Below are 24198 nucleotides of genomic sequence, written 5' to 3'. Positions count from 1 at the left end.
GAGTCTGTCAATCATCAATATGCACAAATGTGCCGCCGGTCATCTCGGCAATCTGCCTGAGCCGCTGCTGGTCCTGCTCAGATGCCCATAACCCGATGGTATGAATCACCGCAGCAGGGGCATAGGATTTGCGCATCGCTTGTATCTGGGTATCAAACGGCTGGCCGGAAGGTTCAGATAAATCGAAACCATCGGTCAGGAAATAGATAACCTGAACTTCCCTTCCGACACTGTCCCGAAGCTGCAAAGCCCGTCCAAGGGCCTGGATGGCATTCGTCTGGCCGCCAAGATGAACACTATCAATCAGCGTGAAGGCCTCAGATTTGGCCTGGCCGGTGGCAGGCAACAGCATACCAGAGCCGGTTTCCAGCAGCGTGTTGCCGTCCATAAAGAATATCACACTGAACGATTGGGTATCATACAAGGCGGCAATACAGCTTTTCAATTGACGCTGAATCATCCCCAGCCGACCATACATGCTGCCGGAACAGTCGACTACAAAACAAATATTTTGGGCAGCGGTTTTATTGCCGAAAAAAGTGGCTTCCTGTCGGGGACTCACGGTTTTGGGTGCCGGATAGGCCTTGGGCGGTGTCTGAACAGGCGGCTGGATTGGCTCGGGTTGCCGGGATGTTTGTGTCGGCTCGGGTTCCGGTACAGGCGGTTTAACCTCTGGTTTTTCAGTGATCAGAGGTTGTTCAATGATCTGCTGGATTTGCTGGACGGATACGGCACCGAGGGTTCTGTCAGGCGTTTCGACTGGCTGCAGACTCACCGCAGCAAATGCGCCCAGCAGCAGCACATGAGCGATTGCCGACCCCCCTGCTGCCACAGCACTGATCTTGGGCCGTCGTGTTGTCATGACTTCACCCTAACAAGCAAATAGATCGGATTCACTGCCATATCCGATAGTGATTCCCATTGATTGCCCTGCAGCCATAATGCCGCACAGATCAACACTACTCAATAACCACAACCTCCGATACGCCCGCTTCCAGGAGATCATAGACTTCCACAACATCGCCGTTGAACAGACGGATACAGCCGCGTGAGGCACGAGTGCCGATGGTTTCGGGTTCTTTGGTGCCGTGGATTGCAAATCCGGTGCGGCCTTTGGCGGCGCCGTCCAGACCTTCCAAAGCAATCCACCGTGAGCCGAGCGGATAATCCGGATCGCTGCCCTGATAGACGCGACCTGAATCGGGGTCGGTCCAGGTGGGCTTGATCATCTTGCCGCCTGCAGCTGCTCTCCATTTGCCCGTGGGCGTATCGTGCTCGATTTTACCCAGACCAACTTTGTACTGCTTGACAAAGACGCCCTGCAGATAAATATCCATCGTAAAATTCTTTTTGCTGACAACCGCATTAAAAGGACCGTGAACAACCTTGATGGTCTGGCCAGCCTGAAGACGCTCCGGGTTGGTGATGCCGTTGATGCGCTCGATCGCCTCATGCGGGACTTTATATTTTCTGCACAACACTGCCAGCACATCACCTGGCTGGACTTTGTATAGTTCAGTCATGGTATCGCCAACGGCAACCTGTTTGCTGAACAACCAGGTATCCGCCAGCTTGGTCAACTGCTTTTTAACCTCTTCACGCACCGCATCACTCAGGTTCAAATCCAGAGCATGATTCAGCTGATCGCGAGCGGCAATGATCTTGCCTGCGGCAATATCCTGGACCGCCTGACGAATCATCGCAGCGGCTTCAGGACTGGTTATGGTATCCGCCACAGGTGCAGGCTGGCCCCCCTCCTGAGCGACAGGGGCTTGAGCCGGCTGCGGCGTTTCCACGGCAGGCTGGGGTGTCGGCATTGTCGTCTGGGGAGCTGCTGCGACCGTCTCGGTCCTGGCAGAGCCAGAACCGGCAGCCAGTTCAAGCTGCTCCGGCGTGGTATCCGGGATTGTAGTCCGCAGATTCTTCTGGGGAGACGGGGGGACAGCCGTTTCCACCGCAGTGACTGTGTCTGACGGCTCTTCCAATTGGGCCTGCTCGGCCTTTTTCTTCTTCCAGCGGTTAAGGGCAACCAGCCCGACAATCGCTACAGCAAGGACAATCAGAATTATCCGCGTCCTTGTATTATTTCCATTTCTCCCCTGGTAAGGTCGATACTCTACTTTCATACAGAATCCATTCCTGCTGTCATTGTTTTACACCATCGTTACAATCTGATATTATCCAGCCTGAATTCTCAGAATCCCGGCATCGGTAATTACTGCATCCACAGGTATATCTTTTTCATCATGGGGCACGGCATCCAAAATCTGCTCTGCAAAGGCCACCGCCCATTTTTTGGCACGCATACCCGGACTGGCCAAAAACCGGTCATAATAGGCCCCTCCCCGGCCCAGCCGGTTACCCTGTCGGTCAAACCCGAGGCCAGGAAGAATCACTAAATCGATATCGTCCAGCGGAACAGGAGTCCCGGTCGTCGGATTTCGCAGACCCATGCGATCCACCTGCAATCCCGTATCCAGAGACTGGATTTCCACAGGGAGCATGTGCCGCTGCTGCCAGGACACTTTGGGCACCGCAACCGTCTTGCCCTGCTGAAAGGCATCCAAAATCATCGCTGTCGTATCCACTTCATGCGGCATGGACAAAAACAGCATCACGACAGAAGCCTTTTTGTATTCTTCCGACGATAAGACTTCATTGCAAATCACCCGGCTTTTCTGTAATCGCACTTCCGGCTGTATTCCCGCCAGAATCTGCTGAATCTGTTTTCTCACTTGCCGTTTCTGTTCTGCAGTATTCATTCGTTAGTCCTGAAGAATAAGCCCCAGTCCGCAGCTACCTGTTTTACCGTTCATATATCGGCCTGTCTGCCTGTTTTGCTCAAATTATCCGGCTTATTCCTATTGCCTAAACCGAGGTTTGAGAAGACGTTTGGCGTAATTGTTCTACTTGATTTCGCAACTTTTGTAAATATTCGGCAACTAATTTTTCCCGTCCTATGTTTTTGGGTTCGTAGTACCTGCGAGGAAGCGGCTGGCCGACGTAATCCTGAGGAATAAACCCCGTGGGGCTGTCGTGCGGATACTGGTAGCCGATTCCATGGCCCAGTTTGGCTGCGGATTTATAATGCGAATCCCGTAAATGAGGCGGCACGGGAATCGTCCGGCCGGATTGGACATCTGCCACTGCCGACCAGATTGCTTTGGCGCAGGCATTCGATTTGGGAGCACAGGCGACATAAATGGCAGCTTGTGCCAAAGGTAATTGTGCCTCCGGAAACCCTACAAATTCGGCAATTTGCATCGCCGAGGCTGCAAGAATAGTTGCTGTCGGATCCGCATTCCCCACATCTTCCGCGGCACAAATCATAATTCGACGGGCAATAAACCGTAAATCCTCTCCCCCGGCAATCATCCGGGCCAGCCAATAGACTGTGGCATCCGGGTCCGAACCCCGCATGGACTTCTGGAGGGCACTGGCTAAATCATAATGGGTATCGCCGGAACCGTCATACTGGATCGACTTTCTCTGGATGGATTCCTGAATGTCCTCCAGCGAAATGTCAACAACATCGCCTGGTTTGGTATGTTTCTGCTTGGACAGCACTGCGACCTCAAGAGCGCTCAGGGCCTTGCGGGCATCGCCATCGCAAATCTCTGCAAGAAAATCAAGACCTTCTGCCTGAACAACCAGGGGTATCTTCCCCAAGCCATTTTTCTCGTCTTTAATGGCCCGCGACAAGAGCAGTTTAATATGCTCGATCTTCAGGGGTTCAAACGTAAAGACCGTGCTTCGACTGATAAGCGGTGAATTGACACTGAAAAAGGGATTTTCGGTCGTCGCGCCGATAAGCGTAACGATCCCATTTTCGACATCATCCAACAGGACATCCTGCTGGGACCGGTTAAAGCGATGAATTTCATCGATAAACAGTACGGTCCTGCGTCCCGATGTAATGAGACGGTCTTTGGCCGTGTCCAGAACCTGCCGGAGTTCCTTGACACCGGCAGCCGGAGCACTCAGGATTTCAAAAACGGCATTGGTGTGATTGGCAATAATGCGAGCCAGCGTGGTTTTGCCGCAGCCAGGCGGACCATAGAAAATAAGACTGCTGATAGCCCCGCCTTCGAGCATCCGGCGAAGGAGTTTTCCTTGCCCGACAAAATGTTCCTGACCTGCAAAGTCGTCAATCGTATTGGGACGCATCCGAACTGCAAGGGGCGCAACACTTTGCAGGGTTTTGCTTTCCGATGGCTGGAATAATGTTTTTTCCTGTCTGGCACTCATAGACAGGTATTATAGCTGTTTGGAGTCCATTGTTCTACCAAAACCAGCTGGACAGACTAAAATTTCGAACGTCCTGGTTTGGCTCCAAGGGGGTCTGGCTTAGAAATCCCATTTGCTGGATTGTTTAATCAGCTTATTCTGGACAATCATTCCAATGATTGTCGGAACAATAATAACCATAGGAAGAAACCAGGTTTTCTGGAAGATTAAGTCGTGAATCGTGGTCCCTGGAGGCGTAATGACTTTGGTTTCATATTGGTGGAGCAAAGCCAGAAAATTGATTGCCAATATTGCTGAACCGCCCAGGCTGGTAAAGAGCATGACTGAAATCTTGAGCAGAATAAATGACATCATCCCGCCGGCCACCACGCCCACAATTGCCCCGGCCCAGATAAATTGTTCCGGCAGGCCAAATGCATACCAAAGCCCTCCTGTCAGGACACCGCCGGCGGCGGCACCGAGAATGGAGACGCACCATTTGACCAGACTCATCGACAGGATTGCAAACAGGATAACCCCCATAATGCCCCCCATTAATTCACTGCCGAATTTCTGGCCGGCCATAATGCCCAGAAACATCCCAATCAGGGCAAAAGCAATCACCACCAGGATTCGGAATATTCGCCATCCATACAGCAGATAGACCAGGCCGAAGGATATCCCTATCACGGCCTGAAGCCAGGTGAGATTGGTAATTTGTTCCCAGACAAAATTCAATGCCGGATCCATACTGAAGGTGGAAGACGTCGTTTCCGGCGCGGTTTCAGCAAGTAGCCATGGCATCATTTTTTATTTCCTTTCGATTGATTCATCATGCCGGACTTCTTTTTGCTCGTATCCGGACATAAAGCCAAATCCACAAGAGTACCAAAAGCAACAAGAATCATCACCACCATCGCCAAAACCCTGGCCTGCTGGATTATATAATCGATGGGCTTGGCGCCTTTATATAACAATAACAGCAGCAGTCCAATCGCAACCCAGCTAATCCCGACGACCGCACACCCCAAAGCGCATACCCCGCGAGGCATCGCAAAACCAACACCTAAAACGACCAGGATTGCAATGATGGCGGCCGTCCAGCCCACTGTCCCCAGTGACTGAATAACCTGAACGCTTTTCTGACATACATACCAACCATACGTTTCAAGCACATTGAGACTCTGGATCACATCAGGCGGCGTGGTTACCGATAGTTCGATTTTAGGGACATCTTGCCAGGTTTTGGCATCTGCCAGCGTGGGCCAGGCAATCAGGACGTTGACGGCTATCGCCGCAAGTCCCGCAACCCCAAAGACCACCACGGCTTTTTCGATAAACAGGGCAATCAATCCACCCAGAACTGCTATACCAACAAGCATATATACCTCTTTGCTGGTATAGCAATAAGCGATGGCATATCCGATTCCGGCCCCGATAAAAGCAGCCAGAATCTTTAGCCATTTTAAACCGCCCAGCCACAGACTCAACCCTATCCAAATCAGAATAAAACCCACTCCAATTAAAACTATTGGAGATAAATGATAGACAGAGTCCTGAAATTCCTTTAAAAATGTATCCATAAACTCCTGACAATAATTCCTTTGGAATCATATCGTCAGATTGTTTATTTTAACATTAATAATCTGGGTTTATGTCCCCTATTCTGCCTATTTTACTGCCCAAATCCATCCTTGGATATCAAGTCGGAAGCTGTTAAGGGGTTTCCAGGCCGTGCATGTTCATCAGGTCTTGGTCATAGAGAATAGACTCAGCAGGACCGTCTGCAACAATCCGGCCCTGGTCAATAACCATCACACGAGTAGCCATGGCGGCAGCAAAACGTACATTAGAGGTTGCAATCAGGAGGGTCTGGGACATACTACTGAGCGTCTCTTCCAACCGTTTACGGTTCCGGGGGTCAAGGGCTATTTCCGGTCCATCAAACAGAATAATCTGAGGGGCCATTGATAGAACCGTCGCAATTGCAGCAACCCGTTTCTGGCCGACAGACAGATGGTGCGTGGCTTTATTGGCCAGTGTCGTTACACCCACAGTTTCAATAGCCCGGTCCACCTGGTCTTTGACCTGCCCAGGAGACAGGTTCATATTCAGCGGTCCGAAAATGACATCTTCATACAGGGTCGGCATAAAAAGCCGGTCATCCGGGTTGTCCAGACAACAGCCGAGCCTGGCACGAATCTGTTTCAAGGTACGGCTGGATAGTTCCATACCATCGATTCGGATCGTTCCTGTTCCGCGTATGAAACCCATAATGGCCTGCAAAAGGGTTGATTTTCCAGCTCCATTAGGCCCCACCATCACCACCTTTTCACCCGGTTCAATGGTGACATTGATCGAATCCAGGGCCACGGTACTATCCGGATAGACATAGGAATAATTGCAGATTTCAATGGCATGATTCATACTTGACCCCATTCAAAACAAAGATGGATTGGCAACGTCCTGTAATTGTGCAGTGAGATTCGATGCAAAAACCGCCCTGTGGCATCCGACAGAGAGTGCACCGCGTGTGATGACATCCTGATCAGTGGTATTGTTTTCTCTTTCATAGCAGTCTCCGACCCGAAACATACCGTAAATATCGGCAAAAAACCCTGCTTGTCTGAGGAAAATAATGCTTTTTGGGCCAGGACAATTACCTATTCATTCAAGGCTCTTTGCACAAGGTCCGAGAATCCTTCGTACTCATGCTGGATGGGATTGCTTTTGTTTGACCTTGTCAAAAGGGGCTGATACCATTATCATCTGATGCTGGTATTGAGTGGTTCAGGCCTGTTCTGCCATACGCAAAACAGGTACAAGGCTGCATCCAAACAAAGACTTCTAAGCAGGATTTCTATATGGCCAATATCGAACGAATCGGCATTTCGGTTGAAACCGATCTGCTAAGACAATTTGATGCGTTTCTTTCAAAGAAGGGGTATCCGAATCGTTCGGAGGCAATCCGGGATCTGATCCGGTGTGCCTTGTCACAGGAGCAATTGCAAAATCCCCAATCCTGTGCCGTAGCTGGTATTTTTCTGGTGTATGATCACCATACTGCCGGACTGAATCAAAAACTCAATGACATGCAGCACAGCCAGTTTTATCATGTGATTGCCTCAACCCATGTGCACCTGGACCACCATAATTGCCTTGAAGTCATTATTCTCAAGGGCAAAACAGGTGAAATCCAGAAGCTGGCCGACAGCCTGACCAGCGTCAAGGGAGTCAAAATCAGCACCGTCAATATGATGGCGATGCAGACCGACGCCCCACCTCACTCGCATCTGGCTTGAGGAGCCGCTATTTCATTCGACCAGCATCTTTGAGCAGTTTGTACTCGATGCTGTCCACAAGGGCTATCCAGCTGGCTTCCATGATATTCTCGGAGACCCCGACAGTACCCCACAGACCGTCCTGATCCCTGTTTTCGATGACGACACGGACCCGAGCAGCAGTGCCGGCCCGGGCATTGACAACGCGGACTTTGTAGTCAATCAGGCTCAGGGTTTTAAGATTCGGATAGAACGGCTCAAGTGCTTTTCGCAAGGCCCCATCGAGGGCGTTAACCGGACCGTCGCCTTCACTGACAACATGCACGGTTTGGCCATCGACGCTTAATTTTACCGTCGCCTCGGTCACGATCCTGCCATCGGGGGAACGTTCTATATCGATATGATATTTTTGCAATTCAAAGCAGGGCTTGTAATCGCCAAGTGTTTTGTGGATTAACAAATCAAAACTGGCCTCGGCGGTCTCAAACTGATAGCCTTCATTCTCGAGGTCCTGGACACGCTGAAGAATTTTACGGGCCAACACTTTATCGGAAACCAGTTGTTTCTTCTCAAGCTTATCCAGCACATTCGAGGCACCAGACAGTTCGGAAATCAGGAATTTGCGGGAATTGCCTACCGCTTCCGGGTCAATCTGCTCGTAGGTTTTCTGATTCTTGCGCAGAGCGTCAATATGCAGCCCGCCTTTGTGGGCAAAGGCACTTTCGCCCACATACGGCATATTGTTGATGGGCGTCATATTGGCCACTTCAAACACAAAACGTGACAATTCCGTGAGCGTTTTGAGTTTTTCCGTCCCAACGGTATCAAAACCCATCTTGAGAGTCAGATTCGGAATGATGGTGCACAGATTGGCGTTTCCGGTGCGCTCTCCGAGGCCGTTGATGGTCCCCTGAACATGCCTGGCACCGGCCCGGATTGCCGCCAGCGAATTGGCCACCGCGCAATCCGTATCATTATGACAATGAATCCCGATTTCCACCCCCGGCAGCGCCTTGACCACAGCAGAGGCGATTTCATACACTTCGTGAGGCAGTTTGCCGCCGTTGGTTTCGCACAGGACCAAACAGACAGCACCCGCTTCGGCAGCAACCTGAAGCACTTTAAGGGCGTATTCCGGATTGGCCTTGTAGCCATCAAAAAAATGCTCGGCGTCAAAAATGACTTCTTTGCCGTGTTTCTTCAGATAACGGACCGAATCGGCACAGACAGCAAGATTGTCTTCAAGCGAACAGCGAAGCACGGTAGTCACATGCAAATCCCAGCTTTTGCCGACCACGGTACAGGCGGGAGCACTGGCTTCCAGCAAGGCCCTGATGCCGGGGTCATCCTGTACGGTATTACCGGCACGCCGGGTACTGCCAAAGGCGACCAGTTTTGCATGCTTGAGGGGCTGCTCGGCCAGCCGCTGGAAAAACTGGGCCTCCTTTGGGTTGCTTTGAGGAAAACCGCCTTCAATATAATCCAAACCAAACTCATCGAGTTTGCGAGCAACCAGCAGTTTGTCCTCAACCGAAAAACTAATTCCTTCGGCCTGCATCCCATCCCGCAACGTAGTATCGTAAATCTTGACTTTTTCCATAGTTAAACCTTTTTTTCGGGTTCAATAAAGGGGCTATTATAGGATAACCCCCCTCCAAAGTAAAGCGGCTTCCCTAAAACTTGCAAACACGCCTAAATCCTATTTAAAACTATACCATCTTTAGTTTGTCTTTTTTTGACATTTCCCTGACAACCGCGGGTACCTAAAGAACAACACAGGTGAAACCTCATGTCGATAAGGTATGTCTGTATTATGATTGCTCAGTGAGGCGCCAAATGCTAAGATACAGTAACAACATTTTCAACTCTTAACCACATTAGAAAGGGATTGCACATGGAACACAAACTGGATCGGTCGGGCTTGTATTTATTCCCCCTGTTGTTGTGCCTGAGTGTCTGCGGGATTGTGTCGGCTGAGATTGGAGCGGATTATCCGTATCAGCCGGTCCCCTTCACTCAGGTTCACTTTTCGGATACATTCTGGCTGCCGCGAATGGAAACCAACCGGGTCGCAACCATTCCCTTTGCGTTTAAGCAATCCGAAGACACCGGGCGTATCGAAAACTTCAAAGTCGCAGCCAAACTGTCGAACAAGCCCTGGGTGGGTGATTTTGGGTTTAACGACAGCGACGTCTACAAGATTATCGAAGGGGCCTCATACAGTCTGATGGTGCATCCGGATCCCAAACTGGATCACTATCTGGATGAAGTCATTTCATATATTGCTGCCGCCCAGGAGCCGGACGGCTATCTTTACACTGCATGGACGGCCCGGGCGAAAAAAGACGGCAAAAACATCGCCTGCTGCTATATCAACGAGCCCTGGGATAACATCCGGGACAGTCATGAGCTTTACAATCTTGGGCACATGTATGAGGCCGCTGTAGCACATTACCTGGCCACCGGCAAACGCAGTTTCCTGGATGTGGCGATCAAAAGTGCGGATTTAATCGTCAAAACATTCGGGCCCGACGGACGGACGGATGTGCCCGGCCATCAGGAAATCGAAATCGGATTAGTCAAGCTGTATCGGGCAACCGGCAACAAGACCTATCTGGAGCAGGCCAAGCGGTTTCTGGATCGGCGAGGTGTCAAAGACGAAGGGGCTTATGCCCAAAAGCATAAACCCGTCACCCAGCAGGATGAGGCCGTCGGTCACGCAGTCCGGGCCGGGTATATGTATAGCGGCATGGCCGATGTTGCGGCCATGACCGGCGATGCCAGTTATATTGCCGCTATCGATCGCATTTGGAACAATGTCGTCTCTAGCAAGCTGTATATTACCGGCGGCATCGGCGCCCGTCATGCAGGTGAAGCTTTCGGCGACAGCTATGAATTGCCCAATCGTACAGCCTACTGCGAAACCTGTGCGGCCATTGCCAATGTCTATTGGAATCACCGGATGTTTCTGCTGCACGGCGATGCAGGATACATCGATGTGATGGAACGGTCGCTCTATAATAATGTGCTGTCGGGGGTATCGCTGGACGGAAAACTGTTTTTCTATCCCAATCCGCTGGAAAGCACCGGCCATGACCGCCAGCCGTGGTTTGGCTGCGCCTGCTGTCCGAGCAATATTTGCCGCTTTCTGGCTTCGGTACCGGGATATGTCTATGCTGTCCGCGACAACGCAGTCTATGTCAACTTGTTTGTCAATAGCACTGCCGATCTTCAGGTTGGCGGTAAAAAGGTGGCCATCACCCAAATCACCCGCTATCCCTGGGATGGAACGATTGCACTGAAAGTCAGTCCTGCCAGTGCGGGCCAGACGTTTGCACTGCATGTGCGTATCCCGGGCTGGGCGGTCAATCAGCCCGTTCCCGGCAAGCTGTATTCAGTCCTTCACCCGACCCAGGACAAGGTTTCGCTGTCGGTTAACGGAGCTTCAATGGAGGTCAGGGCGAACAAGGGGTTTGCTGTGATTGAACGCAACTGGAAAGACGGGGATATGGTCCGGCTCGATCTGCCCATGACACCGCAGCGGATTATCTGTGATGAACGCGTCAAAGATAATATTGGCCGGGTGGCGATCCAGCGCGGGCCGCTGGTGTATTGCCTCGAATGGCCGGACGTGGAAGGCGGCAAGCTGTTCAATCTGATGCTGCCGGATACGGCACAATTGACGGCATCGGAAAAACCGAATTTGCTCAACGGCCTGACTGTCATCGAAGGCACCGCAATAGAATTACGCAAGACCAGCACTCCGGATGTGATGGAACGCACAGAACGTAAATTTGCCGCGATTCCCTATTATGCCTGGGCCCATCGGGGCAAGGGACAGATGATGATCTGGATCCCCCGGAACGAAAAGAACGCCAGCCCCCTGCCCAGCCCGACGATTGCTTCGACCAGCAAAGTCAGCACCTCGTTTCTGAGCGATGTCGGCGGAACCAAAACCGAGTACGTCAATGACCAGCTTGTGCCGGACAGCTCCGGGGATGAATCCAAAGGCTTCCTGCACTGGTGGCCGCACAAGGGAACGACCGAATGGATTCAGTATGATTTCGACGGGGTTCAGGAAGTCGGCTCTGTGTCGGTGTACTGGTTTGACGATACCGGCCGGGGTGAATGCCGCGTCCCCAAGGCCTGGAAGGTTCTATACCGGGATAACGGACAATGGAAGCCGGTGAACAATTTCAGCGATTATAAAGTCACCAAAGATGATATGGATCGGCTCAGTTTTACCCCTGTCAAGACAGATGGATTGCGGATGGAGATTACCTGTCAGCCTGGTTATTCCACCGGCGTCCATGAATGGACAGTCAACTAACCCCACAGCAGTCTGGGATTGGCTCAAACAAAAAAGCGGACCTCGGAAATCCGAGGCCCGCTTTTGTTTTTACTTGCAAAGCCGCTATCTGCGACAATTCAGCCAGAACTTAGTTGCAGCCATACAGACGATCGCAGGACAGCCACTGCTGGGCAAATTCCATAAAGTCCAGCATATCGACCGCACAGTCGCTGTTGAAGTCCATTGCATTGGCCTGATCCTGAATGCAGGGATTCGGCCGGGTCAGATAGTCATCGGGACCCTGCAGATAATAGGCCTTGACCCAGTACTTGCTCAGGGCCACATCATAGATGCGGAATTCATTGAGCTTGCCGGTAAACATGGCATCCGGCCACTGGGAACGACCCAGCCAGTTATTGACATCATTGATATTGGCCAGGCTGTGTGTGGTATTGGCCGAGCGGAGGACCTGAACACCGTTGAGATACACGGTGTTGAATCCGGAGACCGCATCAAAGACGCACGTTACGCAGACTTCCACATTCTTCAGAGCGGTGTTGTCCGACGGATCAACATAGACGCTGTTTGACGGCGGACGAACCTGCGATTCGAAACGCCATGACGAACCGGTTCCCTGCTGCGGAGTCAGCATCACGTATTCCTGCTGGTCTTCTGCGGCAGTATCCAGATACGGCAGGCCGTTAATATATTTAACCCCGTCGGCACCGGTGGCAAACCCTTCGCCGCCGGTCGATGTGCCAAAGTCAAAGATGCGAGGCCATGCATCATTGGCAACGGGCGTAAACGTAAACCACGCCATAAAGGTGGCACTCTTGCCCAGAGGCGAAATCAGGCCGTTGGGCAGATCGACATAGGCTCCCTGTGCATCCAGAAGCCGATCACCAACCCCCGGCTCATTCTGAATCGGCCTGGAATTCAAGCCCGCATTGTTGAGCACCAGCTGACCATCCTGGAAGGCATGATTGACATCGCCCAGATCCACGACGGTACCATGAGCTGTGCCAATCGAGTCATTGGCGTTACCGTCGAAGCCATACCGATGAACCAGATAGTTCGTCGAAGCATGGGTATCATCACGGACAAACAGCTCAGCCGTCGGTGAAACGTCTTCGCATCCGGTAGAGCCACCCAGCGGATCCACCAGACGCACCTTGGCATAATAGCTGCCATTGTTCGCCGGAGTCGCATTCACAATCGTCAGAGTGGTCGATGTGGCCGTCGCCAGATTCGGAGTATAGGTAATCTGGGTCACACCGGGCACATGACTGATAAGGGTATCCGGCAGATCATTGGGGTCGAATACACCTTTATCCTGGACACCATTGACCTTGTACCAGCTAATCGCAGCCACATTGACATTGCCGCGGGCGATATCGGCAGTAAAGACGGCATCCTGTGCGGTATAAATTTGAGTAATCGGGTCGGGAACAATCGACACATTACCGGAAATCGACACCGACGGGCAGGCTCGCGGCCCAAAGAAGCGGACCGGCATACCCTGATAGAGATGAGGAACATTATAGACAATATGATTGGGATCGGTCTCATTGGGATCCATGGCAACCATATCAATACGCCAGAAGTAATCCTCACTGTACGCATATGTGCCCGTATAGCCGCTATAGGACTGTGTAGCAACATTGGTAATGGTATTGGAATGCAGGTACGTTGTGGGGGTTTCCGGCGTCAGGTCTGCCGCATTATTGGCAATATAAATGATATACCGATCAAACACCACATTATTTGCATTCATCGCTTCTGTGTTGGTCGTCCAGGTATAGGTCGTGGCAGCTGTCGTGGCAAGGAATTCGTCCTTGGCCGGGGACACCGGCTTGACATAGCCAGGAGCCATCAGGAACTCACTGGGCTTCAAGGCCCTGTCAGAAAGACGAACTTCGTCAATATAGCCATAGAAACGGTCGCCATGACCGCCGGCGTACATACCACGCCCGACGGTGATATCACCGGCATCCCAGTCAGAGCCATCACCGGCACCTTTGTTCAGCGCCGTATTGGTGCTGCCGGGATTGACCACGGTCATATCAGTCTCGGCAATCTTGACATACCCATTTTGCGGCTGACTGTGGTTGTACAGATACAATCTCAGCCATCGGCCGTCACTGGTGGCCGCAATGGAGTACCACGGCGCCGAGTTGCCGTCCGGATCAGTCGAGTAATTAAAGCCGACATATGCATCCGGCCCGGCTTCAGCGGAATGCCAGTAACCGGCTTTGTCGATAAACTTGATCGCAAGCCCTCTGGCCGGACTGTCGGTCGTCTGGAGATATAAGGCCGCCAGGTCACCATTGGTGTTTTCTCCCATCATGGGGATACCCCGCGAATCACGGCCCACAATGGTTTTCCAGCCGTTGTTTTCGGCTTTAAACGTCGCCTCGATCGTCCACTGGGCAGGTTCCCAGGTTGCCAGTGATTTGTTCCACAAGGAAGGATAGCCGGTGACATTTTTGACACTGTACAGATTCGCCTCACCGGTATTGGGAACGGTGGCATAAGGCACATTGGCACGGTACTGCCACTGGCTGCTGGTCCACACAGCCAGGTGATTGCCGTTGCCCGAGACATCCGGAACGTCCGGACTGTAAACCCCTGCCGCAGCCCCGTGCTGGATATTGGTCCCCGCCGGACCTGCTTCGAATCGCCAGTACGCAACCGTCTTGGCGCTGGCGGATATGCTGACCAGCATCAGGCATACCCCACAGATAATCCATAAATTCCTTTTGTTCATTGTTACCTCCATAACTCAGTTAATCTTACACATACAACAGTTTACACTGTAACATCCTGGGAAATAGAAAGGGAATGGGTTTCCTCGCCATTCCCTCTCTTTTACATCATTTCTAAATTCAATGCTGCCAAAAGAGCAAGATTATTTACGACGCATACGGGCAGCCATCAAAGCACCAAGCCCCAAAACCGCCATCGTAGCCGGTTCCGGAACAACCATCAGGAACTGATCCACGCTCAGAGCTGCATCGGAAATACGGACTTCATCGATATAGCCATAGGCACGATCACCGTGGCCGCCGGCATACAGGCCGCGTCCCACGGACCACTGCCCCGCTGTCCAGTCGCCGGCGGAACCGGTGCCCTTGGTCAGAGCGGTGTCAGGGCTGCCAGCCAGAGTCATATCGGTCTGAGCAATTAACTGCCAGGCGCCATTGGTCGTTACATCTCTGAGCCACAGGGACAGCGTTGAGCCATCGCTGACGCCGGCCATGCTGTACCAGTGGGCCTGTGTTCCATCCGGGTCGGTCCCCCAGTCAAAACCAATATAGGAACCCGGAGCCGCAACCGCTTCATGCCAATAGCCGGATACATCACAGAATTTGATCGCGAGTCCATTGTCCGGTACGGCCTGGAAATACAGAGCGGCAAGGTCACCGTTGATGGATGCGCTTCCACGCGAATCCCGGCCGACGATGGTCTTATAACCGCCGTTTTCCAGTTTAAACGTGGCTTCAATGGTGAAGGCCGCGGGAGTGATTGAACTGATGGGGTCGGACGGATCGGTCCACATCGCAGGGTAGCCGCCAGCATTTTTGACACTTAAATTGTTGGCAAGCCCATTGACGCTGGTACCGCCAACTTCCGATTTGTACACATAACCCGCCCAGCTTTCATTCCACACCGACAGGCCGTTACCGTTGCCTGAGACATCGACAACCCCTTCATAATACTGACCATCCCCAACCGGATGTGCCACCGGGGCATCTGGGGTGCCATCCTCAAAACGCCAATAGGCAACAGTGTCAGCAGTTACAGTCATTGATAACAGACTCAATACGGCCAATAATACTACCATTTGCTTTTTCATCTAAACCACCTCCAAATTAATTATTGTATCGTTATTTATACGCATTCACTTAAGTAATTTCACCAACACACTACTCACTATTTGTCGTTTATGCCATATTTCCCTTTCAATCAACAATTATTCTATGTTTAAACAACGCCATCTTCAACTTGGTCCCCGTGTCGGTGTTCTTCCTTCCTGTTTTGCGCAATTACACCCTTTTGCGACTATTCCTGTATTTTTATTCTATCCACCGTCGGTGCTAATTTCAGATCCATTGAAATACCAAAACACCCACCCGCAACACTGCTGTTTCAGTCAGAAGACTATGCTAAACAAGCAGATGTCAAAATCACTCTCATCCGTAAACACACTCACGCATCACCCTGTCGTCCGCGTCAATCCTGTTGCATTCAAAGTCCTATACTATACTCAATTGCAATACTATTTTCAATCTAAAACTGATTTTAAAACCAATGGAGCCGCCGTATCGAACGACGGCTCCATTGTTGAACTTCTTTACTAACCATCCATTACGGACAGGTCGTTAATCCGCATTCCATCCACTGGGCAGCAATCAGAGCAAAATCGTTCAGATCAATGACGCAGTCATCGTTAATATCCGCACTGGGCTGATTGACACAGGGATTCGGCGGCAGCACATCCGGCCCAAGGGCATACGCTTCTGCGATCGCATTGGCAGGCAGCGCCTGATCATAAACGCGGAATTCATTGATGGAACCCCAAAATCCAACATCATTCCATTGGGCACGTCCCAGCCAGTTATTGACATCATTCATCTGAGACAGTTTGAAATGAATATCACCCGCTGCAACCAGTTTTCCATTCAGATACATTTCTGTACGCCCGGTATCTTCATTCCAGGTGACCGCATAACAAACCTGACCGCTGGATGTCGTCAGACTGGCCGATGCATTCAAATACCGTTCTTCGCCGCCATCACGATTCTTATAGCCAAATCGCGGAGTTCTGCCATCAGATCTTGATGTCAGCATAATATAATTATTGCCCGTACCTACGACATTTTCACCACCGGTGCTGTTACCAAAATCAAACACGCGCTGCCAGGTATTGCCCGTACTGGTTTCTTTCCAGGTAAACCAGGCCATAAAAGTCGCCTGGGTGCCGAGGGTGCTAACCAGACCGTTGGGCAGATCAACATAAGGAACCGCTGTATTATTGGACGTCAACCGTGAGGAGTTGTTCAGGAAGACCTGGCGTTTCTGCGGATCGCCAGAGGCGCCCGGTGCATCTTCAAAGCCGGCATTATACACGGTACCATGTGCCCCGCTGACAGAATCATTGGCATTATCGGTAAAGCTGTAACGGTTGACCAGGCCGATTCGCATATACAGCCGCGCCTCGGCAAAGACTTCGTTGCCGAGAGTGTCATACACTCTGACGCGATATAACCCGCGATCTGCAGGCTGCAAGCCAATCTTGCTATAGGTTGGCCCGGTTGCCCCCGGGATATCCGTCCAGGTGTTGCCAAAGAAGGTCTTGAATGACCACTGGTAGCTGAGTGTTGTGCTTGCCAGCGTATCGGCAACCACAGTAAATGACGCATCACCATTGAGAACTCCGAATACATTTTGCGGAGCGGTAACAATAAATGGCTTGCCGTCATTGGTGGTAAATGACCACAACTCACCGGTGGTAAAAGACCCCACACCGCCGGTATTGGGATCTGTTACATCAACACGCCAGTAATAATTTTTACCGAACTGCAAATTGATGCCATTAACCGCTCCGACATTAAAAGTAGTCGCTGTCTGGTCATTCGAAACAAGCGATGACGGAGGCAAATTCGGATCAGCACTGAAATAGACATCATAAGTCAGCGTGCCGCGGCCGGACCACAAGGCCGGAGGCAGCCAGCTGAGCTGGCCCGATTTGACATTGGTCTGACCATCTGTCGGCACAGGACCGCCGGCCTGGTATTCACCGGTAAAATACTGACTGCCAATTACATCGATGGTACTGCCGCCGGGAAGCGTCCAGGCCACTGTTGCAAAATCACCGCCGGTGCCATCCCGATGAATCACAACCATTTTCACCGGCACCCCTGCCTGCAGAGCCACAGGAGCAGACATTTGTTCAGTGCTGCTGGTATAATCCCCATACCCTCGCCATCCGGTCACTCTGCACAGCGGGGGCGTATCGGTCACATTGACAATGGCTTTGTCATTGGCATCCGGAATAATCCACAGGCCAGCATCATCATCACTGCTGATGTAGAACACATAATTGCCCGTTACCGGGGGCACGAGCCATCCGGACAATTTATCAACATAGGTATCCATTGTGTTGCCTGGATAATCCATTCTCGCCAGATAACTGGTCGTCGATGGCGCACCCCCTCCCTGAGCAACCAAAACAGCATCATTGAGCGTCGTCGTTGTTGTGTTTTCCCAAATCTCACGCTTGACAAACCCAGCACCCCATCCGGTGCTTGCCATAAGCATCGCTGCCAAAAGACAGCCGAGTATGGCGACCCTACCTCTGCTAACCATAACCTTTTTCCTTTCAAAAAAATGTTATTGTTTCAGACCACGACGGTCTTTTTCTCAACGTCAAAACCTGACACTGAAAAAGCCTCATTTCCGTCAGTCATTCTCCACCTTTTATCGTAAGCATTATCCTCATCATTGGCTGACTCGCGTTAAATGCAGCTGGGGCTCCGCAAACAACGCCCAGTCGTAACTGATTGCATAGGGGTCATCGCTCTGGGTGGTAATCAGGGTTAAAAAACGATCCTCAGGCAGCAAGGGGACTTCCGCCACAAACCGCTTGCCGGCCTCGGGAGCGACCGCCTTCTTTGAAAATCGGACTTTGCCGTCAACCAGAATAAAAAAATCGACTCGTGGTACCACAATATCCGGAATATCTCGGACTTCATAAAAATCAAAAAACGTTTCACTGATTCCATATAAGGACGTAAATTGTCCAATATCATAGCCCGGCACCAGACGCCGGATTTGGGCCAGATCAAAGGTGATTCCGCAGTTGGCATGCATATTGATGGCGGGATTGCCGGGAATGCCATACTCCTTGCCGGCCAGGCGCAGCTGATGGCGGTATATCCGGGGATTGCCATAGCTGTAATGCAACGCTCCGTTAAACACCATCCCGCTCCAGGTCCCGCCGTTGGTGGACGGGCAATCATCAAATTGATGTCCCTGCGAAGACACAATCTGGCCCGGACCGGTGGGAATAAAAACCCCATCGACAAATGAATTCGACAGAACCGGTTTATACCCCCCGCCATCGGTAATACCAATGGGATCTCCAAGCAAAACAGCCCCTCCTGTTGCCATACTATAGCCCCTGTTGATTACACCGGTACCAAAGCCATTTCCACCGCCGACGATATCCGCCAGATCCAGGGGCTGCCCTTTCCAGATCAATTTTTCCTGGGGGTTGAATGACCGGATGAATTCATCTGCCTTCAATCCCAGATTTCGAACGATACCGTTGGCCTGAACGCCCCGGGCCTGACCGGCATCCAGCGTTTCAACGATTTTGGCATTCTTCCTGGTCCCTGCAACCAGGTAGGTTTTGCCTTGAAAGACGTGCAAATCTGTTTGCCCTGTCCCGTCGGCTTCAACACCGAATTCCGTCCCCAGATCCACGATCCTTGAATTCGGCGTCGTCACCGTAAATCCCCTCCCGATTTCAGAGACATAGGCATAGACCCGACCATAGTCCATCCGCAGTTCCGACGAGGTCATCAGCTCAAATCTGGCGGGCGATTCGACCACCAGTTCCACGCCATCATCCATCTGAATACGGGCCACTCCCTGCAGCAGCGTCATCGGGACCAGCGTCTTGATACGTCCCTGGGGCCCGGGCATCCGCATTTCTTCGGCCCATTTTACATTCATCGTATCCACCAGGGTCGCTGTTTCAATGCTGGCATACGGATGAAAGTATATGTAAGTCATCATTAACAGCATCGCTGCAGCCAGCGAGATAATCGTCGCCCAGGACAACCGGTTGACGCGATGCCGCACAGGGACAATCCGGCTGCGGTCGGGAATAATTTTGGGGGCTTCATCTGAGGTTTTGTCCAGCATCACCGTCGGGGCATTTTTCTCTTCCCAGCTCAATTCGCGCCATAACGACAGATTTCGGTCTTCCTGGGCCGCTTCGGGCTGGCAGACAAAACCTCCGGAGGTATTAACCGCCTCATAAACCATCTGGTCCTGCATGCAGATCTGAATAAACAACTCACGCATGGACGGGTCACGCTGAAGCCAGGCTTTAAGCCTGTCGTACTCTTCGTCCGAAGCCTGATTATCCAGATAGGCATAGACCAGATATACAAATGCCGCCTCATCTGCGGGCTGGTTCATATTATTCAGATTGTGCTGACTTCCGGACATATTATCTCTTATGGACTTCACTTTGCCGCTGAATACATTCTGCCAGAGCCCGATGAACGCGACTTAAAGCCACATACACCGATTCGCATTTGCGCCCGAGGGCATCAGCCAGTTTCTGGCCGGTCAAATTTTCACGATAGCGGAAATGAATAATTTCGCGAGCGTAGGCCGACAGCCTGCCGAGGCATTTTTCCAGATAAGAAAAGATCTCATGCTGTTCATAGGGACTGCGGGCCTCCCAGAACGGCTGCATGATATCCAGCATCTCATTATCAAAAACCCGGACCGGCTTGTTCTGTTCCCGCAGGACATTCAGGGCTCGCGTCCGACAAGCCACCCACAGCCACTGCTGCAGATGCTTGATGTTCTGAAATTTATCGGCGGAACGAATGGCCTCGAGGGAAACACTCTGATAGACATCTTCGCTTAAATGATAATCACAGATAATCGAACGGATATAGGAGATATATTTAATCCGATATTGAAATATTAACGACAAAATCTGCTCTTCCTGCACCCCGATCGTGCCCTCTTCCAGCCCTTTTTGCCCAACTTTGTTTTCGGCATTATCTGACATAATTCCTCTTTGGGATCATTGTACCTAATTAATCCCTTCTATGCCAACCAAAAAGATTATATACTCCATACTCAACAATTGCTATACAGATAATTACCCAAAAATTTTAATTTACTTAACTTGCTAATTTAAATATTTTTTGTATGGTATTGAATAGATTTCAGGGAAGATAGTTAGTAGGATTCTTGTATAGCAATGCCCGCAATCATCAGTCAGCCAGACACCCTCGAAAAACTCAAAATTCTTGGCCGGGACGGCCAGTACGACCTTGCCTGTGCCTGTGCGACCAGCAAAGAGGAACACCGTCGAAAAGGTCCGGACGGGAACTGGATATATCCTGTCGTCTTGCCAGGCGGCGGCTCAACCATTCTGTTTAAAACTCTGATATCAAACACCTGTTCAAATGATTGTCTTTACTGCCCCCTTCGCAGCAATCATGATGTCCCCCGATGCTCGCTGGGAATTGAAGAAACCGCCAACCTGTTTATGGATTATCTCCGGGCCGGGTTTGTACATGGACTTTTTCTAAGTTCGGGGCTGACCGGCACGCCGGATAAGACCATGGAACGGTTGAATGGGATTGCTGCTATCATTCGTAAGAAACATCGATTTCGAGGGTATATTCATCTGAAAATCCTTCCCGGGGCCTCGCCAGCTGCCATCGAAGAGACCCTCAAGCTGGCATCGGCAGTATCCATCAACATAGAAACTCCCGGACAGGAATATCTATCGCGATTGTCCCATAAAAAAGACTTTCTTAATGATATTATCGCTCCGATGAAACTGGTTAGCGCCCTGACCGCCAAGGGCAGCAAATACCAACGAGTCAAACAAACGACACAGTTTATTGTTGGTGCGGCCGGGGAATCCGACAGACAAATCATCCGCTATGTCGGCAGACTCTATCAGGGGTTGAAGCTGAAACGGGTCTATTTTAGTGCCTATCAATCCATCGCAGGCTCTGCCTCTTTGCCGGGCGACAGCGAAATGCCGGCCCAGCGACTCATTCGGGAACACCGCCTTTATCAGACCGATTTTCTGATGCGAAAATATGGATTTACCGACTCGGATATCCTGTTTAATGAAGAGGGGCGATTATCGCTCGAAAAAGACCCTAAACAGGTTTGGGCAGACGCCCATCCGGAATATTTTCCTGTGAATATCAATAAAGCTGACAAGTATTCTTTGCTGCGTGTACCGGGTTTAGGACCTGCCGCCGTCAAGACTATACTCCAGGCAAGAAAAACCACCCACATCACGAAATTACGGGATGTGCTTGCTCCGACCAAACTCACCCAAAAGGCCTTATCGTATATCACTTTCTAAAAAGGGTTTTGCATCAAGCACGGTTTGATGGAGCCGGATTTCATGCCCATCCGGGGAGACGGTAATATCCTGACGGGTCACTTGTTTTCCAACGATTAGCTCTAAAGACCAGATCAAAGACAATAACTCTCCTGAAAAGCTGTAAGGCCCCTCGGGAATTTTAAACTGGTAGGTACGCTGGTCGTTTTGCTGGGGATTGTCAAATTCAAGACTTTCAACAATCCCTACATCTTCCGTGCCCTTGCCTTGGGTGTACCACAACAGTCGCAAACACGCTGTTTTGGGGGCCGAGTCAGTCTGCCAGCGTACCTGGCCGCGGAGGGTTTGGCCGGGCTGGAAGGACGTTTTCATATCGTCAATGTCGATTGTTAATGGACTCATACTGTATTGGGTCCTATATCACAGGTTGAGGGCTGACAAAGAATGGATATTCCTGTCTGACATCCGGCCAGAGAGAGATTTCGGCCTTGACGTCAATCGCCCAGATAATTTTGTTATGTTCGGATTCGAAGGAATGCATTGTGCGTTGGGGAATCGTAACATGGAGCTGTCCGGTTTTCATCTCATGCCGCAATGTGGTGGACAGAAGTTCTTTTTCATAGAAGAGCTTACGATGCGTGCTGGAACTGTCTCCATCCGTGTTTACGACTTCTTCCCTGGCAGTTAATGTAAGCACTAATTTGCGGATTCGACCGGTCTGACCACGGATTGTCCATTGGAGCTGGCCACTGCCGCCCAGGCAGAGCGATGCCGGCTGAAGCATCATCTCGAATCGCGGATTAAACAGGGCCAGGAACTGGTACATCACCCAGACCACAGTTCCAATCCCCACCAGAACAAAGGGAATCATAAACAGGGTCAAGCACCACTCCGGACGGCCGGTCTTGAATCCATAGAACACTTGATACAAAAACAACGAAAGTCCACCATTCCAGAATACACAAAACACCAGTGAAACGAGCAACATTACGATTGGATGTTTTTGCGGCTTGAGGGTGATTTTGTCTTCCTGCAGCCCGTAGTGCTGCTGATAGCCGGGTTGACGAGAGGACGTAAATGCTGTTTGGGGCTTCCAGCCACCGATGGATTCTTTGGCCGCACGACGCTTCATACCAATTACTGACCCAATCATTACCGCAAGCCCCACGGCGACGAAAATCAGAGGGAACAGGCCGATTGCATATCTCCACGTCAGGTCTCGATTCAGGACCGCATCGCCGGGCGATTCGGGATTGACATAACAGACGGTATGTTTGAGCCTCAGGTATTTATCCACCAGATCCTTTTTGCCCTGATAACCGCTGCTGGAGCCGCTCATGAAATCATAGCGGTTGCTGCGATACTCCTTATCGTCAACCACATATTCATATAAGATATCGACACTGTAAGTGGTGCCATCATCCGAGTCATGACTGAGGACCTGTCCGGAAATGATGGTGCAGGGCGTTTCAATCCAGGTTCTGGCACGGACTATATCCAGCATGGGCCTAATCAAAGAGATATAACTGAATCCGCACCCCGCGGCAAAGAATACGAATCCAAACAGAAGCAATCCCCATTGGCTTTTTCTGGTTTTTCCCTTGGCTTCAGGTAAAACGGCTTTTGGGGTTTTCGGCTTTGACCTATAGAACCACGTACCATAGATACCTCCCGCGCCGACAAGTACAAACACCGTGGGAATCAGGATAAAGCAGGCCATACCGAGACTGTCCTGTTCCAGGATCGCCTGGAAAGGATTTTGAGGATTGACATAACATTGTGTTTGGAGGCCGGCCGGGTAACGATCCGCCAATTGCTGCACCTTGGCATAATCACTGGAGCCGGAATCTTTGAATTGATATCGCGCCGATTGATACGTCGTCCCGTTGACCTGATATTCGTACTTGACGGCAATCCGATAGGGACTTTCAGAATTGGATTCCTGACGGACGGAGCTTTCCAGGATGCGGCAACTGACGACCGGCCAGTTTCGCCGATGCATTACGGATACAACCTCTCGGACAAGAAAGACCTCAAACAATAATCCCATACCCAGAACGAACGAAAAGAAAACCGTGGCAAATAGTCTTCCTGAAACCGAATCAGGCTTATGTGAATCGCAGCCGCATGTCCTGGGATGCTGAAATCGCAGTCGCACCTGAGGTCCTCCTTTTGTTAAAAACTTTATGAGACCATCGTTATCAGTGTTTCAACCTTTGCATTTCGTTTCAGTACTATACTATAAGACTCCAGAAATCGCCATAGTTTCCAGTAAA

At 51.0% G+C, this 24198-nt stretch carries 18 protein-coding genes; 3 read left to right on the top strand and 15 right to left on the bottom strand.

Features of this window, described 5'->3' with window-relative positions; all coding sequences use genetic code 11:
* Nucleotides 1-7 precede the first annotated feature (7 nt).
* The 7 genes from ACQ9LF_RS08750 to ACQ9LF_RS08720 all read right to left on the bottom strand — a co-directional run bounded on the left by ACQ9LF_RS08750 (nt 8) and on the right by ACQ9LF_RS08720 (nt 6654).
* The gene (locus ACQ9LF_RS08750) at nt 8-862 is read right to left on the bottom strand and encodes a vWA domain-containing protein (protein WP_462489012.1); all 855 of its coding nucleotides are present in this window, start codon (nt 860-862) and stop codon (nt 8-10) included.
* Between the two features lie 97 nt (nt 863-959).
* A complete protein-coding gene (locus ACQ9LF_RS08745; RefSeq protein WP_462489011.1) occupies nt 960-2126 on the bottom strand; it encodes a L,D-transpeptidase family protein in 1167 nt (388 codons plus the stop codon).
* 51 nt (nt 2127-2177) lie between these two features.
* Nucleotides 2178-2762, bottom strand: a complete 585-nt coding sequence (locus ACQ9LF_RS08740; RefSeq protein ID WP_462489010.1) for a 5-formyltetrahydrofolate cyclo-ligase — start codon at nt 2760-2762, stop codon at nt 2178-2180.
* Between the two features lie 106 nt (nt 2763-2868).
* Complete coding sequence (locus ACQ9LF_RS08735; protein WP_462489009.1) at nt 2869-4248, bottom strand: replication-associated recombination protein A; 1380 nt, start codon at nt 4246-4248, stop codon at nt 2869-2871.
* 99 nt (nt 4249-4347) lie between these two features.
* Nucleotides 4348-5034 (bottom strand): hypothetical protein, encoded by a 687-nt coding sequence (locus ACQ9LF_RS08730; RefSeq protein ID WP_462489008.1) that lies wholly within the window; start codon nt 5032-5034, stop codon nt 4348-4350.
* A complete protein-coding gene (locus ACQ9LF_RS08725) occupies nt 5031-5810 on the bottom strand; it encodes a hypothetical protein (RefSeq protein WP_462489007.1) in 780 nt (259 codons plus the stop codon). The genes ACQ9LF_RS08730 and ACQ9LF_RS08725 overlap by 4 nt, the downstream gene beginning before the upstream one ends.
* 133 nt (nt 5811-5943) lie before the next feature.
* A complete protein-coding gene (locus tag ACQ9LF_RS08720; protein ID WP_462489006.1) occupies nt 5944-6654 on the bottom strand; it encodes an energy-coupling factor ABC transporter ATP-binding protein in 711 nt (236 codons plus the stop codon).
* Nucleotides 6655-7091: 437 nt separating this feature from the next.
* Between ACQ9LF_RS08720 and nikR the strand changes: the two genes are divergently transcribed.
* Nucleotides 7092-7529: a nickel-responsive transcriptional regulator NikR gene (gene nikR, locus ACQ9LF_RS08715; protein WP_462489005.1), complete on the top strand. Its 438-nt coding sequence runs from the start codon at nt 7092-7094 to the stop codon at nt 7527-7529.
* 7 nt (nt 7530-7536) lie between these two features.
* On the opposite strand, the gene cimA is transcribed toward nikR, so the two are convergent.
* Nucleotides 7537-9108, bottom strand: coding sequence for a citramalate synthase (gene cimA / locus ACQ9LF_RS08710; RefSeq protein WP_462489004.1), 1572 nt, complete (start codon nt 9106-9108; stop codon nt 7537-7539).
* A gap of 294 nt (nt 9109-9402) precedes the next feature.
* Between cimA and ACQ9LF_RS08705 the strand changes: the two genes are divergently transcribed.
* Entirely contained in the window at nt 9403-11838 is a 2436-nt protein-coding gene (locus tag ACQ9LF_RS08705; protein ID WP_462489003.1) for a glycoside hydrolase family 127 protein, read from the top strand.
* A gap of 109 nt (nt 11839-11947) precedes the next feature.
* On the opposite strand, the gene ACQ9LF_RS08700 is transcribed toward ACQ9LF_RS08705, so the two are convergent.
* The 5 genes from ACQ9LF_RS08700 to ACQ9LF_RS08680 form a co-directional block, all read right to left on the bottom strand.
* Nucleotides 11948-14566 carry a LamG domain-containing protein gene (locus ACQ9LF_RS08700; RefSeq protein WP_462489002.1) on the bottom strand — a complete coding sequence of 873 codons (2619 nt, stop codon included), beginning with the start codon at nt 14564-14566 and terminating at the stop codon, nt 11948-11950.
* Nucleotides 14567-14707: 141 nt separating this feature from the next.
* Nucleotides 14708-15655, bottom strand: a complete 948-nt coding sequence (locus ACQ9LF_RS08695; RefSeq protein WP_462489001.1) for a PEP-CTERM sorting domain-containing protein — start codon at nt 15653-15655, stop codon at nt 14708-14710.
* 512 nt (nt 15656-16167) lie between these two features.
* The gene (locus ACQ9LF_RS08690) at nt 16168-18168 is read right to left on the bottom strand and encodes a LamG-like jellyroll fold domain-containing protein (RefSeq protein ID WP_462489000.1); all 2001 of its coding nucleotides are present in this window, start codon (nt 18166-18168) and stop codon (nt 16168-16170) included.
* A gap of 132 nt (nt 18169-18300) precedes the next feature.
* The gene (locus tag ACQ9LF_RS08685; protein WP_462488999.1) at nt 18301-20040 is read right to left on the bottom strand and encodes a FecR domain-containing protein; all 1740 of its coding nucleotides are present in this window, start codon (nt 20038-20040) and stop codon (nt 18301-18303) included.
* A 1-nt stretch (nt 20041) separates the two neighbouring features.
* Nucleotides 20042-20617, bottom strand: coding sequence for a sigma-70 family RNA polymerase sigma factor (locus tag ACQ9LF_RS08680; protein WP_462488998.1), 576 nt, complete (start codon nt 20615-20617; stop codon nt 20042-20044).
* A gap of 195 nt (nt 20618-20812) precedes the next feature.
* Between ACQ9LF_RS08680 and ACQ9LF_RS08675 the strand changes: the two genes are divergently transcribed.
* Nucleotides 20813-21943 carry a radical SAM protein gene (locus ACQ9LF_RS08675; RefSeq protein ID WP_462488997.1) on the top strand — a complete coding sequence of 377 codons (1131 nt, stop codon included), beginning with the start codon at nt 20813-20815 and terminating at the stop codon, nt 21941-21943.
* Here the strand turns inward: ACQ9LF_RS08675 and ACQ9LF_RS08670 are convergent.
* Both ACQ9LF_RS08670 and ACQ9LF_RS08665 read right to left on the bottom strand, forming a co-directional pair.
* A complete protein-coding gene (locus ACQ9LF_RS08670) occupies nt 21923-22324 on the bottom strand; it encodes a hypothetical protein (RefSeq protein ID WP_462488996.1) in 402 nt (133 codons plus the stop codon). The two genes, ACQ9LF_RS08675 and ACQ9LF_RS08670, sit on opposite strands and share 21 nt — an antisense overlap.
* 13 nt (nt 22325-22337) lie before the next feature.
* Nucleotides 22338-24080, bottom strand: coding sequence for a DUF3592 domain-containing protein (locus tag ACQ9LF_RS08665; protein WP_462488995.1), 1743 nt, complete (start codon nt 24078-24080; stop codon nt 22338-22340).
* Between the last annotated feature and the right edge of the window lie 118 nt (nt 24081-24198).

The sequence above is a fragment of the Anaeroglomus insulsum genome (assembly GCF_050689095.1).
Classification (GTDB): domain Bacteria; phylum Planctomycetota; class Phycisphaerae; order Sedimentisphaerales; family Anaerohalosphaeraceae; genus Anaeroglomus; species Anaeroglomus insulsum.
The sequence above is the reverse complement of the archived record's forward strand: the minus strand, read 5'-3'. Positions and strand labels throughout refer to the sequence as shown.

Coding starts and splice junctions, on each gene's coding strand:
- ACQ9LF_RS08750 (WP_462489012.1), bottom strand. CDS start 862: ATGACAACACGACGGCCCAAGATCAGTGCTGTGGCAGCAGGGGGGTCG.
- ACQ9LF_RS08745 (WP_462489011.1), bottom strand. CDS start 2,126: ATGAAAGTAGAGTATCGACCTTACCAGGGGAGAAATGGAAATAATACA.
- ACQ9LF_RS08740 (WP_462489010.1), bottom strand. CDS start 2,762: ATGAATACTGCAGAACAGAAACGGCAAGTGAGAAAACAGATTCAGCAG.
- ACQ9LF_RS08735 (WP_462489009.1), bottom strand. CDS start 4,248: ATGAGTGCCAGACAGGAAAAAACATTATTCCAGCCATCGGAAAGCAAA.
- ACQ9LF_RS08730 (WP_462489008.1), bottom strand. CDS start 5,034: ATGATGCCATGGCTACTTGCTGAAACCGCGCCGGAAACGACGTCTTCC.
- ACQ9LF_RS08725 (WP_462489007.1), bottom strand. CDS start 5,810: ATGGATACATTTTTAAAGGAATTTCAGGACTCTGTCTATCATTTATCT.
- ACQ9LF_RS08720 (WP_462489006.1), bottom strand. CDS start 6,654: ATGAATCATGCCATTGAAATCTGCAATTATTCCTATGTCTATCCGGAT.
- nikR (WP_462489005.1), top strand. CDS start 7,092: ATGGCCAATATCGAACGAATCGGCATTTCGGTTGAAACCGATCTGCTA.
- cimA (WP_462489004.1), bottom strand. CDS start 9,108: ATGGAAAAAGTCAAGATTTACGATACTACGTTGCGGGATGGGATGCAG.
- ACQ9LF_RS08705 (WP_462489003.1), top strand. CDS start 9,403: ATGGAACACAAACTGGATCGGTCGGGCTTGTATTTATTCCCCCTGTTG.
- ACQ9LF_RS08700 (WP_462489002.1), bottom strand. CDS start 14,566: ATGAACAAAAGGAATTTATGGATTATCTGTGGGGTATGCCTGATGCTG.
- ACQ9LF_RS08695 (WP_462489001.1), bottom strand. CDS start 15,655: ATGAAAAAGCAAATGGTAGTATTATTGGCCGTATTGAGTCTGTTATCA.
- ACQ9LF_RS08690 (WP_462489000.1), bottom strand. CDS start 18,168: ATGGTTAGCAGAGGTAGGGTCGCCATACTCGGCTGTCTTTTGGCAGCG.
- ACQ9LF_RS08685 (WP_462488999.1), bottom strand. CDS start 20,040: ATGTCCGGAAGTCAGCACAATCTGAATAATATGAACCAGCCCGCAGAT.
- ACQ9LF_RS08680 (WP_462488998.1), bottom strand. CDS start 20,617: ATGTCAGATAATGCCGAAAACAAAGTTGGGCAAAAAGGGCTGGAAGAG.
- ACQ9LF_RS08675 (WP_462488997.1), top strand. CDS start 20,813: ATGCCCGCAATCATCAGTCAGCCAGACACCCTCGAAAAACTCAAAATT.
- ACQ9LF_RS08670 (WP_462488996.1), bottom strand. CDS start 22,324: ATGAGTCCATTAACAATCGACATTGACGATATGAAAACGTCCTTCCAG.